Genomic DNA, 16069 nt, shown 5'->3' on the forward strand with positions numbered 1-16069 from the left:
ATCGTGTTTCGCGCGGGTAAGAAACCGCTCACCGCACCCGCATCGGAGCTAGGTCAGTCGTCCGTTCACGCGCAGACGGGCGATGCCACCGTCGGGATAGACGTCGAGCCGCACGAACTCCACCGGCGTCGGCGAATCGACGCGGAAACGGTGCCGGCAGTCCGGCAGCAGTGCGGTCCGCGGGACGAGTTCGACCCAGGACGATTCGTCGGACATCGCGTCCCCGCTGGGGATTCCGCTCAGGCGCGCCGCTCCCGGTGCGTTGCCGACGAAATAGGAGGTGTCGACCTCGACGTGGTCGACGCATCCCTGCCCGGCGAGACGGATCACCACGTAGTCGTTGCCGTCGTCGCGGCGCCGGGCGTTCTCCCAGCCCTCCCCCATGTGCCGCGAGCGACCGAGGCCGATGATGTTGCGCGGCGACGAATAGAAGCGGTTCGAGCACGCGACGACGTCGCCACCGTTCTCGAGGGCCGCGAGATCGATCGTGCCCGTGAGGAAGGCCGGGTCCGGGCGTGCATATCCGTGCACCCGGAAGCGGGCCACACCGCCGTCAGGAAAGATGTTCAGGCGCAGGTGCGTCCAGCGCCGGTCGTCTTCCACCGCGAAGGCGTTCGCGGTGTCGCCCTTCAGGGCCACGCGCTCGAGGACCGGTTCCCACGGCGCGTCCAGCAACTCCTGATCGGTCGGGTAGCCGTCGAGGTTCACCCCGTCGACGGACGCGAAGGGCGGGTAGTTGCCCGTGAACCAGGCGGTGTCGATCACGACACCCTCGACGACACCGGGAACGCCTAGCCGGACCACCGCGAAGTCGTGCCCGGGTTCGCGGCGACGCCGGGTCTCCCACCCGTCGTAGACCTTTCCCTTGTGCCCGAACTCGGAAGGATCGAAATCGGGTGCGCCCGGCGAGATCAGGTTCTCGCGACTCGCGAAGAACTCGTCGTTCGCGTACACGACGGCTCCGCCCAGCGATCGCGCGGCGAGATCGGGCAGTTGCAGGAAATCTGCTTCGGTCAACGGTTTTCCTTTCGGGAGAGCAGCGCACCACGCGGTGCGGGGTCGGTGGCGCCGAGGGTGACGGTGAGTGGTTCACCGGCGAGCCAGGTCTGCCGCACGACCCCGGCCAGTGCACGTTCGGCGTAGGGCGTCACCGCGTTGCGGTGGTGCAGTCGCTCCGGGAAGACCACGAAGGCGTCGTCGGGCGCGAAGACGCACAGGTCGGCACTGTTGCCCACGGCGATGGCACCGCGGTCGGCCAGGCCCACGAGGTCGGCGGTGCGACCGGCCATCCAGCGCACCACGTCGACGAGTGTGTGCCCGCGCTTGCGCGCCTCCGACCACACGATGGGCAGTCCGAGTTGCAGCGACGAGATTCCGCCCCACGCCTCGCCGAAGTCGCCGGTGACGAACTTCTTCAACTCCGGCAGGCACGGCGAGTGATCGGAGACGATGCAGTCGAGTGTGCCGTCGGCCAGGCCGCGCCACAGCGCTTCCCGGTTACGGGCCTCGCGGATCGGCGGGCAGCACTTGAAATGTGTGGAGCCGTCGAGGATCTCCTCGCTGAACAGCGACAGATAGTGCGGGCAGGTCTCCGCGGTGACGGGCAGGCCCTCGGCCTTCGCCGCGGCCACGAGCGGAAGGCTTCCCGCATCCGACAGATGCAGGATGTGCACGCGGCACCCGGTCTGCCGCGCGCCGTCGATCACCTGGGCCACGGCACGGGACTCGGCGACCGGTGGTCGCGAGTACAGGAAGTCGTCGTAGCGCGGTCCGGCCGGTGGGTCCTGCGCGTCGAGGGTCGGTCCGTCCTCGGCATGCACGATGAGCAGGCCGCCGAAGCCGGCGATCACGCGCATCGCCTCGATCATCTGCTCGCGGTCCAGCGGCGGGTACTCGTCGAGACCCGAATACGCGAGGAAGCACTTGAATCCGTACACCCCTGCGTCCCAGAGCGGTTCGAGATCGGCGAGGTTACCGGGAATCGCACCGCCCCAGAATCCGACGTCGACGGTGACCTGCCCGTCCGCGACCTTCTGCTTCACCTCGAGGGCCGCCACGTCGACGGTGGACGGGATGGAGTTGAGGGGCATGTCGACGATCGTCGTCACTCCCCCGGCCGCGGCGGCACGCGTGGCCGTCGCGAAGCCCTCCCATTCGGTGCGGCCGGGTTCGTTGACGTGGACGTGCGTGTCCACCAGGCCGGGGAGCAGCACCTCGTCGTCGGCGAGGACGGTCTCCCGCGCACCGGTCGGAGCGGCACCGTCGTATTCCTCGATCGCGACGATGCGGCCGTCGCGCACGTGGACGGCGCAGCTGCGTTCCTCGTCCCCCACCACAGCGCGTCGCGCGCGGATCACGGTGGTCATCGCGTCACCGCCGTCGGTCGACCCGCGAGCCGGGCCAGGTGGTCGAGATTCGTGCCGGTGCGATCGCATACTTCCTTCTCGGTGAGGGCTCCGCAGCTCGTTCCCCGCAGGAGGAAGGCGGCGAGAGCACGGGCGGTGGCGGGTTCGTCGAGGTATCCCGACGACAGGGCCGGGTCGATGTAGGCCGCGACGCGTCCCGCGGCGGTGGACAGCGACCGGCGGTAGAACGCGAAGGTCGCGGCGTAGCGGGTGGGCAGTTGCGCCGGATGCAGGTCCCATCCCTGGTAGAAGCCGCGGCGCAGCGACCGGTCGATCAGGTGGGCGTGCAGCCCCCATGCCGCGCGGATCTCGTCGCGGGTGCCGACGGGAAGGCGGTTGGTGGAGCCGTCGGACAACCGCACCCCCGTGCCCGCTGCCGCAACCTGCATCGTGGCCTTGGCGTGGTCGGCGACGGGGTGGTCCATCGCCTGGTACTCGGCGGCGATGTCGCACGCGGCCGAGTAGTCATAGGTGCCGTAGTGCAGTCCCGAACAGCGGCCCCGGGCCGCTCGGATCATGGTGGCGACGGCAGCGGTGCCATCGGGTCCGCAGATCGCCTGCGGCGTCTCGATCTGGATCTCGAACCGCAGGGGCGCGGCGAGCGGGTAGGTGGACTCGAGATGCTCGCAGACGGTCACCATAGCGGCGACCTGTTCGGGCGCGGTGACCTTGGGCAGCGTGACGACGAATCCGTCGGGGAGAGAGCACTTTCCGGTCAGTTCGGCGACGAAGGAGTCGAGCGTGCGCAGTCCGCGGCGCCGGGTGGCGGCCTCGAAGGACTTGAACCGGATGCCGACGAAGGGTGTCGCGGTGGGATCGGTCGCGAGCGCGGCGGCGGCGCGGGCGACGTGGGCGTCCTCGTCGGCGTCACGTTCGTGCTCCGGAATGCCGGGGCGGGTGAACCCGTCCTCGAAGTCGATGCGCAGATCCTCGATCGGTTCGGTGCGCAGTTTGGCCTCCACGAGAGGGAGGACGGCGTCGGCCAGTTCGGGTTCGATGCCGGTGACCGCGGCGAGGTCCGCGGGACCGTCGATGTGGGTGTCGAGGACGTCGAGCGCGTCGGCTCCCCATCGTGCCGCGATCCCGGCGTCGTAGCGGTCGGCCGGGACGTAGACGGTGTGCACTGGTTGGCGGGCACCGTCGGTCCCGGGATAGGTCGCAGTGTATGCCGCGTCGGTGCCCGCGAGCTGCGCGTCGAGCGCAGCCGCAAGCCTGTGCAATCCTGTCGGCACCCGAACTCCTGTCCTGTATCCACGGCTGTATACGTCGTGGTGCGCCGACGTTATCGGCGCCAGGTCATGTGTTCGGTTAACTGCGGTTACGGGCCCGTTACACATCTGCCGGGGCGGTGTTCGTCCTCGGCAGAACCCGGCCCGATGCCGCCGGATCGACGGCACAATGGTCGGCATGGAGCCGGAGCAGGGTCGCGTGATCGATTTCGCCACTGCCGCGAAGGCGGCACGTGTGACTGCCGCGAAGGCGGCACGTGTGACCGCCGCGAAGTCGGCACGGACTCCCGTGCGGGGAGCCGACAGCACCGAGCCCCGGCTGCTCCGCCAGATCTACGGCGAGATCCTGCGCGACGAGCGTCGCGATCAGGACCGCAGCCTCGAGGACGTCGCCCGCACGGTCGGGATGTCGAAGCAATATCTGTCGGAGGTCGAACGTGGGCGCAAGGAGGCCTCCTCCGAGATGCTGCGGTCCGTGTGCGATGCGCTGGAACTTCCGATGGAGCAACTGCTCGCGCGCGGGATCCGCCGGATGACCGCGCATCGCACACTTCGGACCACGGGTCACGCCGGCGTCGAGTTGTGCGCGGCATGACGGTATGACTGCGTCACAGTGTGACCACGTGACTGCGTGACGGGTCATCCGTCCCGATCGACGACGACGTGATCGGCCAGGCCGTAGGCCACCGCCTCCGTCGGTGAGAAGATCCGGTCCCGGTCGGTGTCGCGGCGCAGTCGGTCGATGTCACGTCCGGTGTGCGCGGCGAGGATCTCCTCGGTCTGGGCCCGTACCCTCATCACCTCCGCTGCCTGCAGGGCCAGATCCGAGATGGTGCCCTGCCCCTGCGCCGACGGCTGGTGCAGCAGCACCCGCGAATGGGCGAGCACGTGCCGACGGCCGGGCGCTCCGGCCGCGAGCAGCACGGCGGCCGCCGAGGCGGCCTGTCCCATGCAGTAGGTCGCGACCTTCGGGCGCAGGAACTGCATGGTGTCGTAGATCGCGAGCATCGCGGTGGACGATCCGCCGGGCGAGTTGATGTAGAGCCCGATCTCCCGATCGGGGGATTCGGCCTCGAGGTGCAACATCTGAGCCATGACGACGTTGGCGACCCCGTCGTCGATCTCGGTGCCGAGGAAGACGATGCGTTCGTTGAGCAACCGGCTGAAGACGTCGAACGACCGCTCCCCCGCCGGTGTGCGTTCGATGACGTTGGGGATCGTGTAGGTGCTCATCGTCCCAGTCCCATCTGCCGTCCTGCGGCGAACGGCGCCAGTTCGGCGAGCGACCCGACGACGGTGTCGACGATGCCGTACTCGCGCGCCTGTTCGGCGGTGAACCACCGGTCGCGGTCGCTGTCGCGTTCGATCTCCTCGAGTGAATGCCCGGTGGCGTCCGAGAGGATCTGCTGCGACTGCAGTTTCATGTATTCGAGATTCTCGGCCTGGATCGCGATGTCGACGGCCGTCCCCGAGAATCCGGCCGACGGTTGGTGCATCATGATCCGGCTGTGGGCAAGGCTCGCGCGTTTGCCCTTGGTGCCCGCCGCGAGCAGGACCTGCCCCATACTGGCGGCGAATCCCGCTGCCACGGTGACGATGTCGTTGGGAACGAGTTGCATCGTGTCGTAGATGGCGAGGCCGGCGAAGACGGATCCGCCGGGTGAGTTGATGTGCAGGACGATGTCGCGCCGGTCGTCGGCGGAGGCGAGCAGGACGAGTTCCGAGCAGACGCGCTCGGCCATCTCGTCGTCCACCTCTCCGGTCAGTCGCAGGATGCGCTGACGGAAGAGCCTGTCGGCCAGTTGGTCCCGGTACGAGAATGGTTCGGTGGTCGTCATGCAGCCAGCCTGACCCCCGATGGGTGCGAACCGGCGGTTCGTCTGCTCACGGCAGACGGACCGGTCGTTCCGGCAGATCAGTCCCCCGCGGACCGGACGGCGCTGATCACCACCGCGACGAGGACGGCCAGCAGAAGGAGCACGAGCAGGACCGGTCCGAGCAGCAGCACCAGCGTGATCACGACGGCCAGGCCGATCTTCGCCTTGGTGCTGAGTCCGGAAATCAGCCCGCCCAGCGCGGCGAGGGCCGGATTGCGACCCTCCAGCGCGGCTCGGATGCCGGCGAGGACCGCCTGCAATCCCACGCCGCCGCTGGTGACCTCGCCGAGGAGCGAGTCCACCCATCCGCGGATCTTCCGGATCAGTCTCGCCCCGAGTCCCCGGAGTTCGGCCAGTGCGCTGCGGACACCGGCCCGCAGCGCATCCTTCAACTTCTCGAGGAGCGATGTGGGTTCCGGCTGTGCCTGCTCGGGTCGGGTCTGCTCGGATCGTGTCCGCTCACGTCCGGGGCGGGTGGGTTTCCCTGCCCGGGCGTCGTTCGCCGGCGGACGCGGTCGTCGTCTCTCCTTCGGAGGCGCCGGCTTCACACGAGAGCGGGGCGTGGCGTCCGAACGGGTCGATGTCCGAGTGGTCGATCGGGATGAGGTTCGGGTCGAGGTGCGCCGCGAGCCGGTTCCGGGGTCGCGGTCCCGACGCCGTGCAGCGGGTTCGGGTTCGCGGGTGCGACGCCGCGCGGTGGGCTCGGGCTCGCGAGGTCGACGGCTGCGCGTCCGCACAGGCTCGACGGGAGTCTCCGTCTCCGTGGCCCTCGCGCGCGTCGCGGTCGGCCGCCGCGCCGGACGGGAGGTTCGGCGGGCTTCGTTCTGCCGAGCACTCATACCACTCGCCTTCTCTCGTGGACGAGCACGGTGCCTCTCAGTGAACGCCGGATTCCGGGTCCGGTCAACGGCAGACGGAGCGTTCAGCCGGTACGGAAAAGGGGTGGACCCTGTTCAAGATCGGTAACGGCTCTTGGAAGAATGGTCATCGCCCTCACAGCACACGGGGAGGTGTGCGCATCATCGTTCGCGATGGGGAGTGCGCGCGCGACGTAATCCGAAGGAGCACCGACAGACGTGACCGAGCAATTCAGTTTCGAAACACTCACGCCCACGGCATTTCTCGACCGCTCCGCCCGGGTCTTCCGTGACGACCTCGCAGTGGTGGACGGCGACATCCGTCGCACCTATGCCGAATTGCGCGATCGGTGCCTGCGACAGTCGGGCATGCTGCACGCTCTCGGTGTCGAGCCCGGCGACCGTGTCGCAGTACTCGCGCCGAACACCTCGCTGATGCTCGAGGCGCACTACGGTGTGCTCTACGCGGGCGCCGTGCTCGTCTCGCTCAACACGCGCCTCACCGCGCCGGAACTGCGGTTCATTCTCGAGCACTCGGGCAGCCGGGTCCTGCTCGTCGAGGAGTCGCTGGCCGACCTGGCCCGCGAGGCCACGGCCGATCTGCCGTCGATCACGGTCGTCGGCGACGACTACGAGGACAAGCTCGCCGCCGCCCGTCATCGGTGCGTGCCGCTCGCCGACGAGCGCACCATGATCGCCCTGAACTACACGTCCGGCACGACGGGTGATCCGAAGGGCGTGATGTACCACGCGCGCGGCGCCTACCTGCAGGCCCTGGCGATGGTCGCGCACTTCGGGCTCGACAGCGGATCCACCTATCTGTGGACGCTGCCTATGTTCCACTGCAACGGCTGGACGTTCACCTGGGCCGTCACAGCAGCCGGTGGCACGCACGTGTGCCTGCCCAAGGTCGACCCCGAGCGGATCTGGGATCTCGTGCGCACCGAGAACGTCACGCACCTGTGCGGCGCGCCGACCGTTCTCGCGTCGCTGGTCGACGCCCCGAATGCGGGCGGCATCGACCATCGTGTCGTCGCGGCGATCGGTGGCGCACCGCCGGCGCCCGCCCTCATCGAGCGGTGCACCGCGCTCGGACTCGACATCACGCACCTGTACGGGCTCACCGAGACGTACGGCCCGGCGGCGATCTGCGAGTGGCGTTCGGAATGGGACGTCCTCCCCGAGGACGAGAAGGCACGGCTGCGCTCGCGGCAGGGCGTGGGCAACGTCGTGGCCGGCGAACTCCGCATCGTCGACCCGATGGGATCCGACGTTCCCGCCGACGGTGAGACGACCGGTGAGATCGCGCTGCGCGGCAACAACGTGATGCTCGGTTACTACAACAACCCGGACGCGACCGCCCGCGCCGTGCCGGACGGCTGGTTCCGCACCGGCGACATCGGCGTCATGCATCCGGACGGCTACATCGAGATCCGCGACCGCGCGAAGGACGTCATCATCTCCGGTGGCGAGAACATCTCGTCCGTCGAGGTCGAAGCGGCGCTCATCAGCCATCCGGCCGTTCTCGAGGCCGCCGTCGTCGCGGCGCCGAGCGAGAAGTGGGGCGAACGTCCCGTCGCCTACGTGGCACTGCGCAGCGGCGCGAGTGCCGACGAAGCGGAACTGCGCGCGCATGTGCGTTCGCAGCTCGCCGGTTTCAAGGTTCCCGACAGCATCGTCTTCGGTGCCCTGCCGAAGACCGCCTCGGGCAAGATCCGCAAGGTCGAACTGCGCGAGCGTCTCTGAGCACCGGCCGGGGCGGTTCCCGACGTCACCTCTCGTCGAGAACCGTCCCGGCCCGCTCGGGCAGCGTGAATGCCGCGAGCGCGGCAACGACGAACGACACCGCGAACGCACCGAAGACGAGACCGTTGCCACCGACGCCCAGCAGCACCGGCACCAGCAGCGGTGCGATGATCGACGCGAGCCGCCCGAAGGCCGCTGCCGAACCGGTGCCGGCGCCCCGCACCGGCGTGGGATACAACTCGGGTCCGATCGCGTACAGGGCACCCCATGCGCCCAGGTTGAAGAACGACAGCGCCATACCCGCCGCGACGATCGTTCCCGGAGTCTCGGCGAGCCCGAACAATCCCGCCGAGACTGCCGACCCTACGAGGAATACCCCCAGCGTCAGGCGACGTCCCCACACCTCGATCAGCCACGCCGCGACCCCGTAGCCCGGTAGCTGGGCGAGCGTGATGAGCAGCGTGTAGCCGAACGAGGTGACCAGGTCGAAGCCCTGCGCGACGAGCAGGCTCGGCAGCCAGATGAACGCGCCGTAGTACGAGAAGTTGATGCCGAACCACACGATCCACAGCGCCGCGGTGCGGCGGCGTAGGTTCGGCGCCCATACCGATCCCCGGGGTACACGCTCGACTTGGGCGACAGGTCGGCCGGGTTGTTCGTCATCGTCCGGCACGGAGGTGACCCCGGCCGAGCGCTCGTAGTCGCGCACGATCGCCTCGGCTTCCGCGTGCCGTCCGCGACTCTCGAGATAGCGCACCGATTCGGGTAGGCCGAACCGGACGACGAGGGCGTAGGCAGCCGGGACGAGCCCGACGGCGAGCGCCCACCGCCACCCGTCGTCGCCGGTGGGAACGACGAAATAACCGATGAGAGCGGCCAGGAGCCAGCCGACCGCCCAGAACGCCTCGAGGGCCACGACCACGCGTCCTCGCACCTTGCGGGGCGCGAACTCACTGACCAGCGTCGACGCGACCGGCAGTTCGGCGCCGAGACCGAGTCCGACGACGAACCGCAGGACGATGAGCATCGCCACCGAGGTCGACAGCGCCGCCGCGCCGGTCGCGAGACCGTAGACGAGCAGCGTCGCGGCGAAGACCTGCCGGCGTCCGATGCGGTCGGCGAGCAGACCACCGAGAGACGCACCGATCGCCATGCCGACGAAGCCGATGGATCCGATCCACGAGAGCTGCGTCGACGACAGATCCCACTGCACGGCCAGGGCTGCCATGACGAACGAGATCAACCCGACGTCCATGGCGTCGAGGGCCCAGCCCACGCCGGAGCCGGTCAGCAGGCGGCGATGTCTGCCGGTGAACGGCAGGTCGTCGAGCCGCTGGGTGCGAGTGGTCATGCACCGAAACGTACCGCAGCGCTCGGGCGCCGATCAGCCGCGCGCGGCGGCCTCCAGCACCGACACGTCGATCCGGCGCATCTTCATCATCGCGGCGGTCACGCGCTTCGCGACCTCCGGATCGGGGTCGGCGAGCAGTTCGTTCAGCCGTTTCGGTACCACCTGCCACGACAGGCCGTACTTGTCCTTCAACCATCCGCAGGCGGATTCCTCGCCGCCGTCGGCGGTCAGCGCGTACCAGTAGTGGTCGGCCTCCTCCTGATCGGCGCAGTCGATCTGGAAGGACACCGCTTCGGAGAACCGGAACTGCGGTCCCCCGTTGAGTCCGTAGAAGACCTGACCGTCGAGGAAGAACTCGACCGTCATCGGAGTCCCCGGCGGGACCGGGATGTCGCCTCCGGTGGACTCTTCGGTGTAGCGGGTGATCTCACCGATCTCGGAGTTGGGGAAGACACCGATGTAGAAGTTCGCGGCCTCCTCGGCGTTCATGTCGAACCACAACCACGGAGTGATCCTGGGCATCGTGACTCCTCGTGTCGTCGAATGTGTTCCACTCTCACGAAGGCAGACCCTGTCCGGCCCGGATTCTCATCGCCGCAAAGCGGGACAGCATGCCTCTACCGCCTCGACATTGTGCAGGACACCTTCAACACGCAGACCGAAGCCGGGAACACGCTCGCAGACCTCGTTCTCGGTGACATCGACGTTCCGGACGGGCGGGTTTGTTTCGCACTGCGCCGCGGCGAGCCGTGGTGGGCGGAACCGTCGGTGCTCGTTCGCAGCGACGAGCAGGCCGAACGGTTGTGGCGCGAGAGCGCACGGCTCGTCGGACTGCCCGACCGTTGGGTCCCCCGGGCGTAGCATCGGGTGGCATGGGGAGCGCCTCGCGGTCCTCACGGCCTCTCAGCGATCGTCTCGCCGCACGGGCGCGACGCGTGTTCGTCGGTCGCGATGCCGAGCTCGAGATCGTTCGCTCCGCACTGGACTCCCCCGAACCCTCGATCGCCGTGCTGTACCTGTACGGTCCCGGAGGCATCGGCAAGACCTGCCTGCTCGGCGCGATCTCCGATCTTGCGGAACGGAGCCGTCGCGCGGTGACGGTGATCGACGGGCGCAACACGGATGCGTCGCCCGGTTCGGTCCTCGCGTCGGTCGATCGTCGCATCGGCGACCGGCCGAGGGTGCTTCTCCTGGACTCGTACGAGCGGCTACGTGTGCTCGACGACTGGATCCGAACCGACTTTCTTCCCGGTCTTCCTGCGACGACGCTGACGGTGATCGCCGACAGGTCGCCGCCCTCCGCAGGATGGCGCACCGATCCGGGTTGGGGTGATCTGCTCCGGATCGTGTCTCTCAGGAATTTCGACCCCGCTACGAGCGCTGCCTACCTCACCGCTGCGCGGGTTCCCGAGGAATTGCACGACGAGATCATCGGGGCAACGCACGGACATCCGCTCGGGCTCGCTCTGCTCACGGACGTCTTCGTCCGAGGGGGCGACGTACGTGCGCCGTGGCCGCCGGATCTCGTCGGGATGTTGCTCCGACGGTTTCTCGACACCGAGCCGGGGATCGCACATCGCCGTGCCCTGGAAGTGTGTGCGCTCGCCCGGGTGACCAGCGAAGCCCTGCTGCGCGACGCCCTCGAGCTCGCCGATGCACACGCCGAGTTCGATTGGCTCCGTGGGCTGTCGTTCGTCGAAGCAGGGCCGGACGGGTTGTTTCCCCACGATCTGGCACGCGACGTCCTCGACACCGATCTGCGCTGGCGGGATCCCGACGCCTACCGGTACACCTTCCACCGCGTGTGGAAGGCCATTCGCCGCGGTCTCGATTCTGCAGGAGAACGCGAACAGCAGCAGGCCATCGTGGACCTGAAGTTCGTGTTCCGCAATCTTCCCGGTGTGCTCTCGCCGGTGGATTGGCAGTCGTGGGGAAGCGCGCAACCCGAACGTGCGGAGCAGGCCGATCACTCCGCGATCGTCGAACTCGTGCGGACATCGGAGGGAAACGAATCCGCGGTGCACGCGCGACGCTGGCTCGAGCGACAACCCGAGGGGTTCTTCGTGCTGCGCGACACCGACGGATCGATACGTGGTGTGATCGGTCTCCTGGAACTCTCGCGAGCGTCACCCGAGGATGTCGGTGCCGATCCCGCGACGCGCGCCGCGTGGGATTTCGCCCGGCGGACAGCGCCTCCCCGTCCCGGCGAGTGTGTCACGATCACACGCGTCGTCATCGACCGCGCTGAGTACCAGAATCCTTCTCCGACAATGAACTCGGTTCCGGTGCTCACCTTCCAGCGCTATCTCACCCTGCCCCGTCTGTCGTGGGACTTCCTGACGCTGGCGGAGCCCGACCGGTGGAACGAGTACTTCGCGGTCGCAGATCTCCCCCGTGCCGAAGGAGCGGATTTCACGGTCGGCGATCGTCACTACGGACTGTTCGCCCACGACTTCCGCCGACGGGATGTCGACGAGTGGCTCACCGTCGTCACCGATCGTGCTCTGGCTCAGGGGCACAGCGGTCCCGAACCCACGATGTCCCCACCTCTCACCCTGTCGGAGAGAGAATTCGCGGAGGCGGTCCGAAGTGCGTTACATGACCTCCATCGGCCCGATCTCCTCTCTCGTAATCCCTTGTTGCATACGAGGGTCCTCCACAAACGGTCCTCTCCCGACGATCCCGATCCGGCGGTGCTGCGCGCGCTCCTTCGTGAGGCGATCGACTCCTTGGCGAGCGACCCTCGGGACGACAAGCTCTTCCGTGCGGTGGACCGCACGTACGTGCGCGGTGCTGCAACACAGGAAGCAGCGGCAGCCAGACTCGGGCTGCCGTTCAGTACCTACCGCCGACATCTGACCCGCGGCGTCACCCGCGTCGTCGGATGGCTGTGGGATCTGGAGGTGTACGGCGAGGCACCGTCCGCCAGTGAGCACATGTGAGCAGATTCCGGCCTGTCGCCCGAGCACCTTCCGCAGCGACGATCGATTCCGCGGAGGAGGTGTGATCATGTCGATCGGAGAGCGCGCCGTGGTTCTCGGCGCGAGCATGAGCGGATTGTCGGCGGCCCGTGTCCTGTCGGACAGGTTCGCCGAGGTGACGGTGATCGATCGTGACCGGTTGCCGTCCACGGACGAACCACGCCGTGGGGTGCCCCAGAGACGGCACATCCACGTACTGATCTCACGGGGACAGCAGCTCGTCGACGAGATGTTCCCCGGGTTGTCACAGGAGCTGACCGCTGCAGGTGTTCCCACCCTCGACCACCTGGGCGACGTACGGTGGATTCTCAGTGGTCACCGGATTCGTCAGGGGCCGAGCGGTCTTCGAGTACTGGCAGCCGGCCGTTCGCTGCTGGAGCGCCGGATTCGTGACCGTGTGGCCGCGTTGGCGAACGTCGAGATCGTCGAACGGTGTGATGCCGCGGGTCTCGTCGCGACCGCGGACCGCAGCCGGGTGGTCGGTGCGCGGATCATCCGCCATGCCGACGGAAGCGCCGAGCAGGTGCTCGATGCCGACCTCGTCGTCGATGCGACCGGACGCGGATCTCGCGCCTCCGAATGGCTCGGGAGACAGGGCTGCCCGCGGCCCCGGGTCGACACCGTCGAACTCGATGTCGGCTACGCCACCGCGGTGTTCCGCGCGTCTTCGGTTGCACTCGGCGGCGACCGGGGCATCGTCATGGCGCCCACGCCCGAACATCCACGCGGTGCCGCCCTGCTCACCCTCGAATCAGATCGGTGCATGGTGGCTCTGATCGGGGTCCGCGGCGAAACCGTGCCGGCGACTCGGAGGGACTATCTCGAATTCGCATGGTCCCTGAGGTACCCGGACGTGTACGACGCGATCGCGGATGCCGAATGGGTCGAGGATGTCGTCCGGTATCGCTTCCGGGCGAGCACGTGGCATCGCTACGACCTTCTCGACGGATTTCCCGACGGATTCCTCGTCCTCGGCGATGCATTCTGCAGTTTCGATCCGATCTATGCCCAGGGGATGACGGTCGCCGCTCTCGAAGCCACCGCGATGGGCCGTCTCCTCGACGACCACGGGCCGTCCGCTGCCGTGCAACGGAAGCTCGCGCGTGTCGTCGACGATGCCTGGGCGATGTCCACCGGTGGCGATCTCGCGTTCCCCGGTGTCGAGGGCCGGCGGGATCCGAAGACGAGGATCGGCAATGCATACGTACCGATGGTGCACGCGGCAGCCGCATACGACACCAGGGTGGGCACAGCGTTCGCCCGGGTGTCCGGACTGCTGGATCCCCCGTCGGCATTGATGCACCCGGGAATCATGGCACGTGTTGTCCGGCAGAATATTTCACATTCTGCCGTGTGGCCGTGGCGCCGAGCCGACGGATCCGGGATGCCGCCTCGCCGGTCGTCTCCGGGACCCGCGGGTCCGGCGGCACGACCTTCGTCCCTCTCGCAGACCAGGCCTATGCACACGTAGTCGCCGGAGTGGGTATACATCGTCCGTGACGAAGAAGACGCGCGATCGCGGGAAACCGGGGCGGCAACGGCACCGGCCGCCGAGCACCGCGCCCGCACCACCGGCGCGATATGTCGAGGATCCGACGCTACCGGCGGCCTGGCTGGTCGACATCGACGGGACGCTCGCGCACATGAGCGACCGGAGTCCCTTCCACTGGCACAGGGTGGGCGAGGACACCGTCTCCCCGGCGGTCGAGGCCGCGGTGCGAGCGTTCGCCGCCGCACCCGACAGGGCGGCGATCGTGCTGCTCTCGGGACGCGACGGCGTGTGCCGGCCGGAAACCGAGGAGTGGCTCGTCAGGCACGACATCCCCTACGACGAGCTGTACATGCGTCCGGCCGGCGACAACCGGAAGGATTCGATCGTCAAGGCCGAGCTGTTCGACCGTCACATCCGGCACCGCTATCGCATCATCGCGGTGCTCGACGATCGCGATCAGGTGGTGCGCATGTGGCGACGGATGGGACTGGTGTGCTTCCAGGTCGCCGAGGGCGACTTCTGACGAGCACCGGCGCATACCCGGTCCTCGAACGACTTTTCAATCATGCTGGGACACTTCGGCACTCAGCGTGGACGGCGGAACGAACGGGGCCGCGCCGAGATCGACACGCCGAGTCCCGCACCCGACACAGCGCACGTACAGCACCTGTCCGATCGACGTGGCGTGGCTCGACTCCACACTCCATGCGTGTTCGTGAGGACGGGTCGAGGTCGGGCATTCCTGTGGGTTCCGAGCTTCGATGGCGGTCATGCCCACCACCATGATGTAATGCCCTTATGCATCTCAACCCTTACGGCGAGTATGCGGTCCTCCTCGCGGCGTCGCTGGCCGGCGACTGGCCCGACGATCGGGCCGGCATCATGGCCCGTACGCGCGAGGTGGGGATGACCATGGACTTCCCGACCGCGCCCGACGACCATCAGCGCACCCGTGAGGTCATAGACGACTGGCTCGCCGTCGTCGACGCGTCCGACCCCAGGGAACGTGCGCGCCTGCTCAACGAGCAGATGGCCGCCGCAGCGGCTTATCCCCGGCTGACCGATCACGACGGCGAGGGATGGCACCTGCACTACCGCGACGAGGTCCAACCGCTCCCCGACGTACTGCGCGCGGTGATCAGCGTCGGCACGGCACTGCACCTCACCACTCGTGGAATGCACCGCCTCCACCGGTGCGCCGCAGCGGACATCCCGACCAACCCGTGCTCGGCCGTGGTCGTCGACATCACCCGCAACGGTCGCCAGCAGTACTGCTCCGTGCGCTGCGCGAACCGCGCCGCTGTGCGCAGGCACCGAGCGCGGGCAGCCCAGCAGCGTCGACCCGCATAACCGAGTAGCACATCGCACTCGGGGACGGGCTTGTCCCCCACGTTCCCCCGAACCCGACGGGTTGGGAAGCTGAACGGCAGACACCCGACCGATCCGGAGGCCCCGAGAACCATGGCTGCTCGTTCCACCACCCACCCGCCGAGGATCGACGCTCCGGACCTCGGTGTCCTCACCGACGCGGACGGCGACGAGCTGCTCGCGCACGGGATCTTCGAGAGCGTGCGCTACACCGACACGGACCTGACGGGCCGTGATCTGACGGGGATCGTCCTGTCCGAATGTTCGCTCGTCACACCGATCGTCGCCGACAGCGACCTCACGAGCGCACGCCTGCGCGACACCCTGGTCGAGCGCATGCAGGCACCGAATCTGTTCGCGCCGCGCAGCAGCCTGCACCGCGTGCACATCCGGGACAGCCGGATCGGTGCGCTGGACCTCTTCGACGCGGATCTGCGCAGTGTCACGATCGCGGATTCGAAACTCGGCCTGGTCAATCTGCGGGCCGCCGCGGGACGCGACGTGCTCTTCCGCGGCTGCATCGTCGACGAACTGGACCTGGGCGGGGGCACCTTCACCCGCGTCGCCTTCGAGGACTGCTCCGTCGGCGTTCTCGACGTCGACCGCGCGACCCTCGACCAGGTCGATCTGCGTGGCCTGCGCATCGACACGATCCGCAACATGGGCGGGATGAAGGGCGCGACGATCGACGCCCACCAGGCCGTAGCCCTGGCAGGGCAGTTCGCCGCCCACCTGGGCCTGCGCATCGAGGACCTTCCCTGAG

Annotated in this window: 16 protein-coding genes; 8 read left to right on the forward strand and 8 right to left on the reverse strand. The window is 68.1% G+C overall.

The features are described from left to right. Positions 1-48: 48 nt before the first annotated feature. From alc to QR64_RS17100, 3 genes are read right to left on the reverse strand one after another with little or no spacing between them, the layout of a single operon-like run. Complete coding sequence (alc, locus tag QR64_RS17090) at positions 49-1017, reverse strand: allantoicase (RefSeq protein ID WP_039586345.1); 969 nt, start codon at positions 1015-1017, stop codon at positions 49-51. Next, complete coding sequence (gene allB / locus QR64_RS17095; protein WP_039586346.1) at positions 1014-2366, reverse strand: allantoinase AllB; 1353 nt, start codon at positions 2364-2366, stop codon at positions 1014-1016. Before allB ends, alc begins: the two co-directional genes overlap by 4 nt. Beyond that, complete coding sequence (locus QR64_RS17100) at positions 2363-3637, reverse strand: DUF6986 family protein (RefSeq protein ID WP_019288013.1); 1275 nt, start codon at positions 3635-3637, stop codon at positions 2363-2365. Before QR64_RS17100 ends, allB begins: the two co-directional genes overlap by 4 nt. 166 nt (positions 3638-3803) lie before the next feature. Between QR64_RS17100 and QR64_RS17105 the strand changes: the two genes are divergently transcribed. Further along, complete coding sequence (locus QR64_RS17105; protein WP_006550619.1) at positions 3804-4229, forward strand: helix-turn-helix domain-containing protein; 426 nt, start codon at positions 3804-3806, stop codon at positions 4227-4229. 44 nt (positions 4230-4273) lie between these two features. Here QR64_RS17105 and QR64_RS17110 read toward each other — a convergent pair whose 3' ends face one another. The 3 genes from QR64_RS17110 to QR64_RS17120 all read right to left on the reverse strand — a co-directional run bounded on the left by QR64_RS17110 (position 4274) and on the right by QR64_RS17120 (position 5903). Continuing rightward, the gene (locus QR64_RS17110) at positions 4274-4867 is read right to left on the reverse strand and encodes an ATP-dependent Clp protease proteolytic subunit (protein ID WP_006550620.1); all 594 of its coding nucleotides are present in this window, start codon (positions 4865-4867) and stop codon (positions 4274-4276) included. Further along, on the reverse strand, positions 4864-5472 hold the full coding sequence (locus tag QR64_RS17115; RefSeq protein WP_006550621.1) for a ClpP family protease: 609 nt from the start codon (positions 5470-5472) through the stop codon (positions 4864-4866). Before QR64_RS17115 ends, QR64_RS17110 begins: the two co-directional genes overlap by 4 nt. Positions 5473-5549: 77 nt before the next feature. Further along, positions 5550-5903 carry a hypothetical protein gene (locus QR64_RS17120; RefSeq protein ID WP_006550622.1) on the reverse strand — a complete coding sequence of 118 codons (354 nt, stop codon included), beginning with the start codon at positions 5901-5903 and terminating at the stop codon, positions 5550-5552. Positions 5904-6587: 684 nt separating this feature from the next. Here QR64_RS17120 and QR64_RS17125 point away from each other — a divergent pair. Then, the gene (locus QR64_RS17125) at positions 6588-8114 is read left to right on the forward strand and encodes an acyl--CoA ligase family protein (RefSeq protein WP_006550623.1); all 1527 of its coding nucleotides are present in this window, start codon (positions 6588-6590) and stop codon (positions 8112-8114) included. Between the two features lie 25 nt (positions 8115-8139). On the opposite strand, the gene QR64_RS17130 is transcribed toward QR64_RS17125, so the two are convergent. Beyond that, positions 8140-9465, reverse strand: coding sequence for an MFS transporter (locus QR64_RS17130; RefSeq protein ID WP_039586348.1), 1326 nt, complete (start codon positions 9463-9465; stop codon positions 8140-8142). A 33-nt stretch (positions 9466-9498) separates the two neighbouring features. After that, positions 9499-9987 (reverse strand): VOC family protein, encoded by a 489-nt coding sequence (locus QR64_RS17135; RefSeq protein WP_039586350.1) that lies wholly within the window; start codon positions 9985-9987, stop codon positions 9499-9501. A 111-nt stretch (positions 9988-10098) separates the two neighbouring features. On the opposite strand from QR64_RS17135, the gene QR64_RS17140 reads away from it, so the two are divergent. The 6 genes from QR64_RS17140 to QR64_RS17165 all read left to right on the forward strand — a co-directional run bounded on the left by QR64_RS17140 (position 10099) and on the right by QR64_RS17165 (position 16068). Next, positions 10099-10326 carry a hypothetical protein gene (locus tag QR64_RS17140; protein WP_019288010.1) on the forward strand — a complete coding sequence of 76 codons (228 nt, stop codon included), beginning with the start codon at positions 10099-10101 and terminating at the stop codon, positions 10324-10326. A gap of 11 nt (positions 10327-10337) precedes the next feature. Further along, positions 10338-12407 (forward strand): ATP-binding protein, encoded by a 2070-nt coding sequence (locus QR64_RS17145; protein WP_039586352.1) that lies wholly within the window; start codon positions 10338-10340, stop codon positions 12405-12407. 67 nt (positions 12408-12474) lie between these two features. Beyond that, entirely contained in the window at positions 12475-13917 is a 1443-nt protein-coding gene (locus tag QR64_RS17150; RefSeq protein ID WP_235367197.1) for an FAD-dependent oxidoreductase, read from the forward strand. 25 nt (positions 13918-13942) lie between these two features. Then, on the forward strand, positions 13943-14461 hold the full coding sequence (locus QR64_RS17155) for a hypothetical protein (protein WP_039586356.1): 519 nt from the start codon (positions 13943-13945) through the stop codon (positions 14459-14461). A 275-nt stretch (positions 14462-14736) separates the two neighbouring features. Continuing rightward, positions 14737-15288: a CGNR zinc finger domain-containing protein gene (locus QR64_RS17160; RefSeq protein ID WP_006550632.1), complete on the forward strand. Its 552-nt coding sequence runs from the start codon at positions 14737-14739 to the stop codon at positions 15286-15288. Positions 15289-15399: 111 nt separating this feature from the next. Then, entirely contained in the window at positions 15400-16068 is a 669-nt protein-coding gene (locus QR64_RS17165; protein WP_039586358.1) for a pentapeptide repeat-containing protein, read from the forward strand. Position 16069: the final 1 nt, after the last annotated feature.

It is taken from the genome of Rhodococcus sp. Chr-9 (assembly GCF_000801125.1).
GTDB classification, from domain to species: Bacteria; Actinomycetota; Actinomycetes; order Mycobacteriales; family Mycobacteriaceae; genus Rhodococcus; species Rhodococcus pyridinivorans.

Excerpts from the sequence above, each read along its gene's own strand:
- allB (WP_039586346.1), bottom strand. The coding sequence starts at position 2,366 with ATGACCACCGTGATCCGCGCGCGACGCGCTGTGGTGGGGGACGAGGAA.
- QR64_RS17105 (WP_006550619.1), top strand. The coding sequence starts at position 3,804 with ATGGTCGGCATGGAGCCGGAGCAGGGTCGCGTGATCGATTTCGCCACT.
- QR64_RS17110 (WP_006550620.1), bottom strand. The coding sequence starts at position 4,867 with ATGAGCACCTACACGATCCCCAACGTCATCGAACGCACACCGGCGGGG.
- QR64_RS17115 (WP_006550621.1), bottom strand. The coding sequence starts at position 5,472 with ATGACGACCACCGAACCATTCTCGTACCGGGACCAACTGGCCGACAGG.
- QR64_RS17130 (WP_039586348.1), bottom strand. The coding sequence starts at position 9,465 with ATGACCACTCGCACCCAGCGGCTCGACGACCTGCCGTTCACCGGCAGA.
- QR64_RS17135 (WP_039586350.1), bottom strand. The coding sequence starts at position 9,987 with ATGCCCAGGATCACTCCGTGGTTGTGGTTCGACATGAACGCCGAGGAG.
- QR64_RS17145 (WP_039586352.1), top strand. The coding sequence starts at position 10,338 with ATGGGGAGCGCCTCGCGGTCCTCACGGCCTCTCAGCGATCGTCTCGCC.
- QR64_RS17150 (WP_235367197.1), top strand. The coding sequence starts at position 12,475 with ATGTCGATCGGAGAGCGCGCCGTGGTTCTCGGCGCGAGCATGAGCGGA.
- QR64_RS17160 (WP_006550632.1), top strand. The coding sequence starts at position 14,737 with ATGCATCTCAACCCTTACGGCGAGTATGCGGTCCTCCTCGCGGCGTCG.
- QR64_RS17165 (WP_039586358.1), top strand. The coding sequence starts at position 15,400 with ATGGCTGCTCGTTCCACCACCCACCCGCCGAGGATCGACGCTCCGGAC.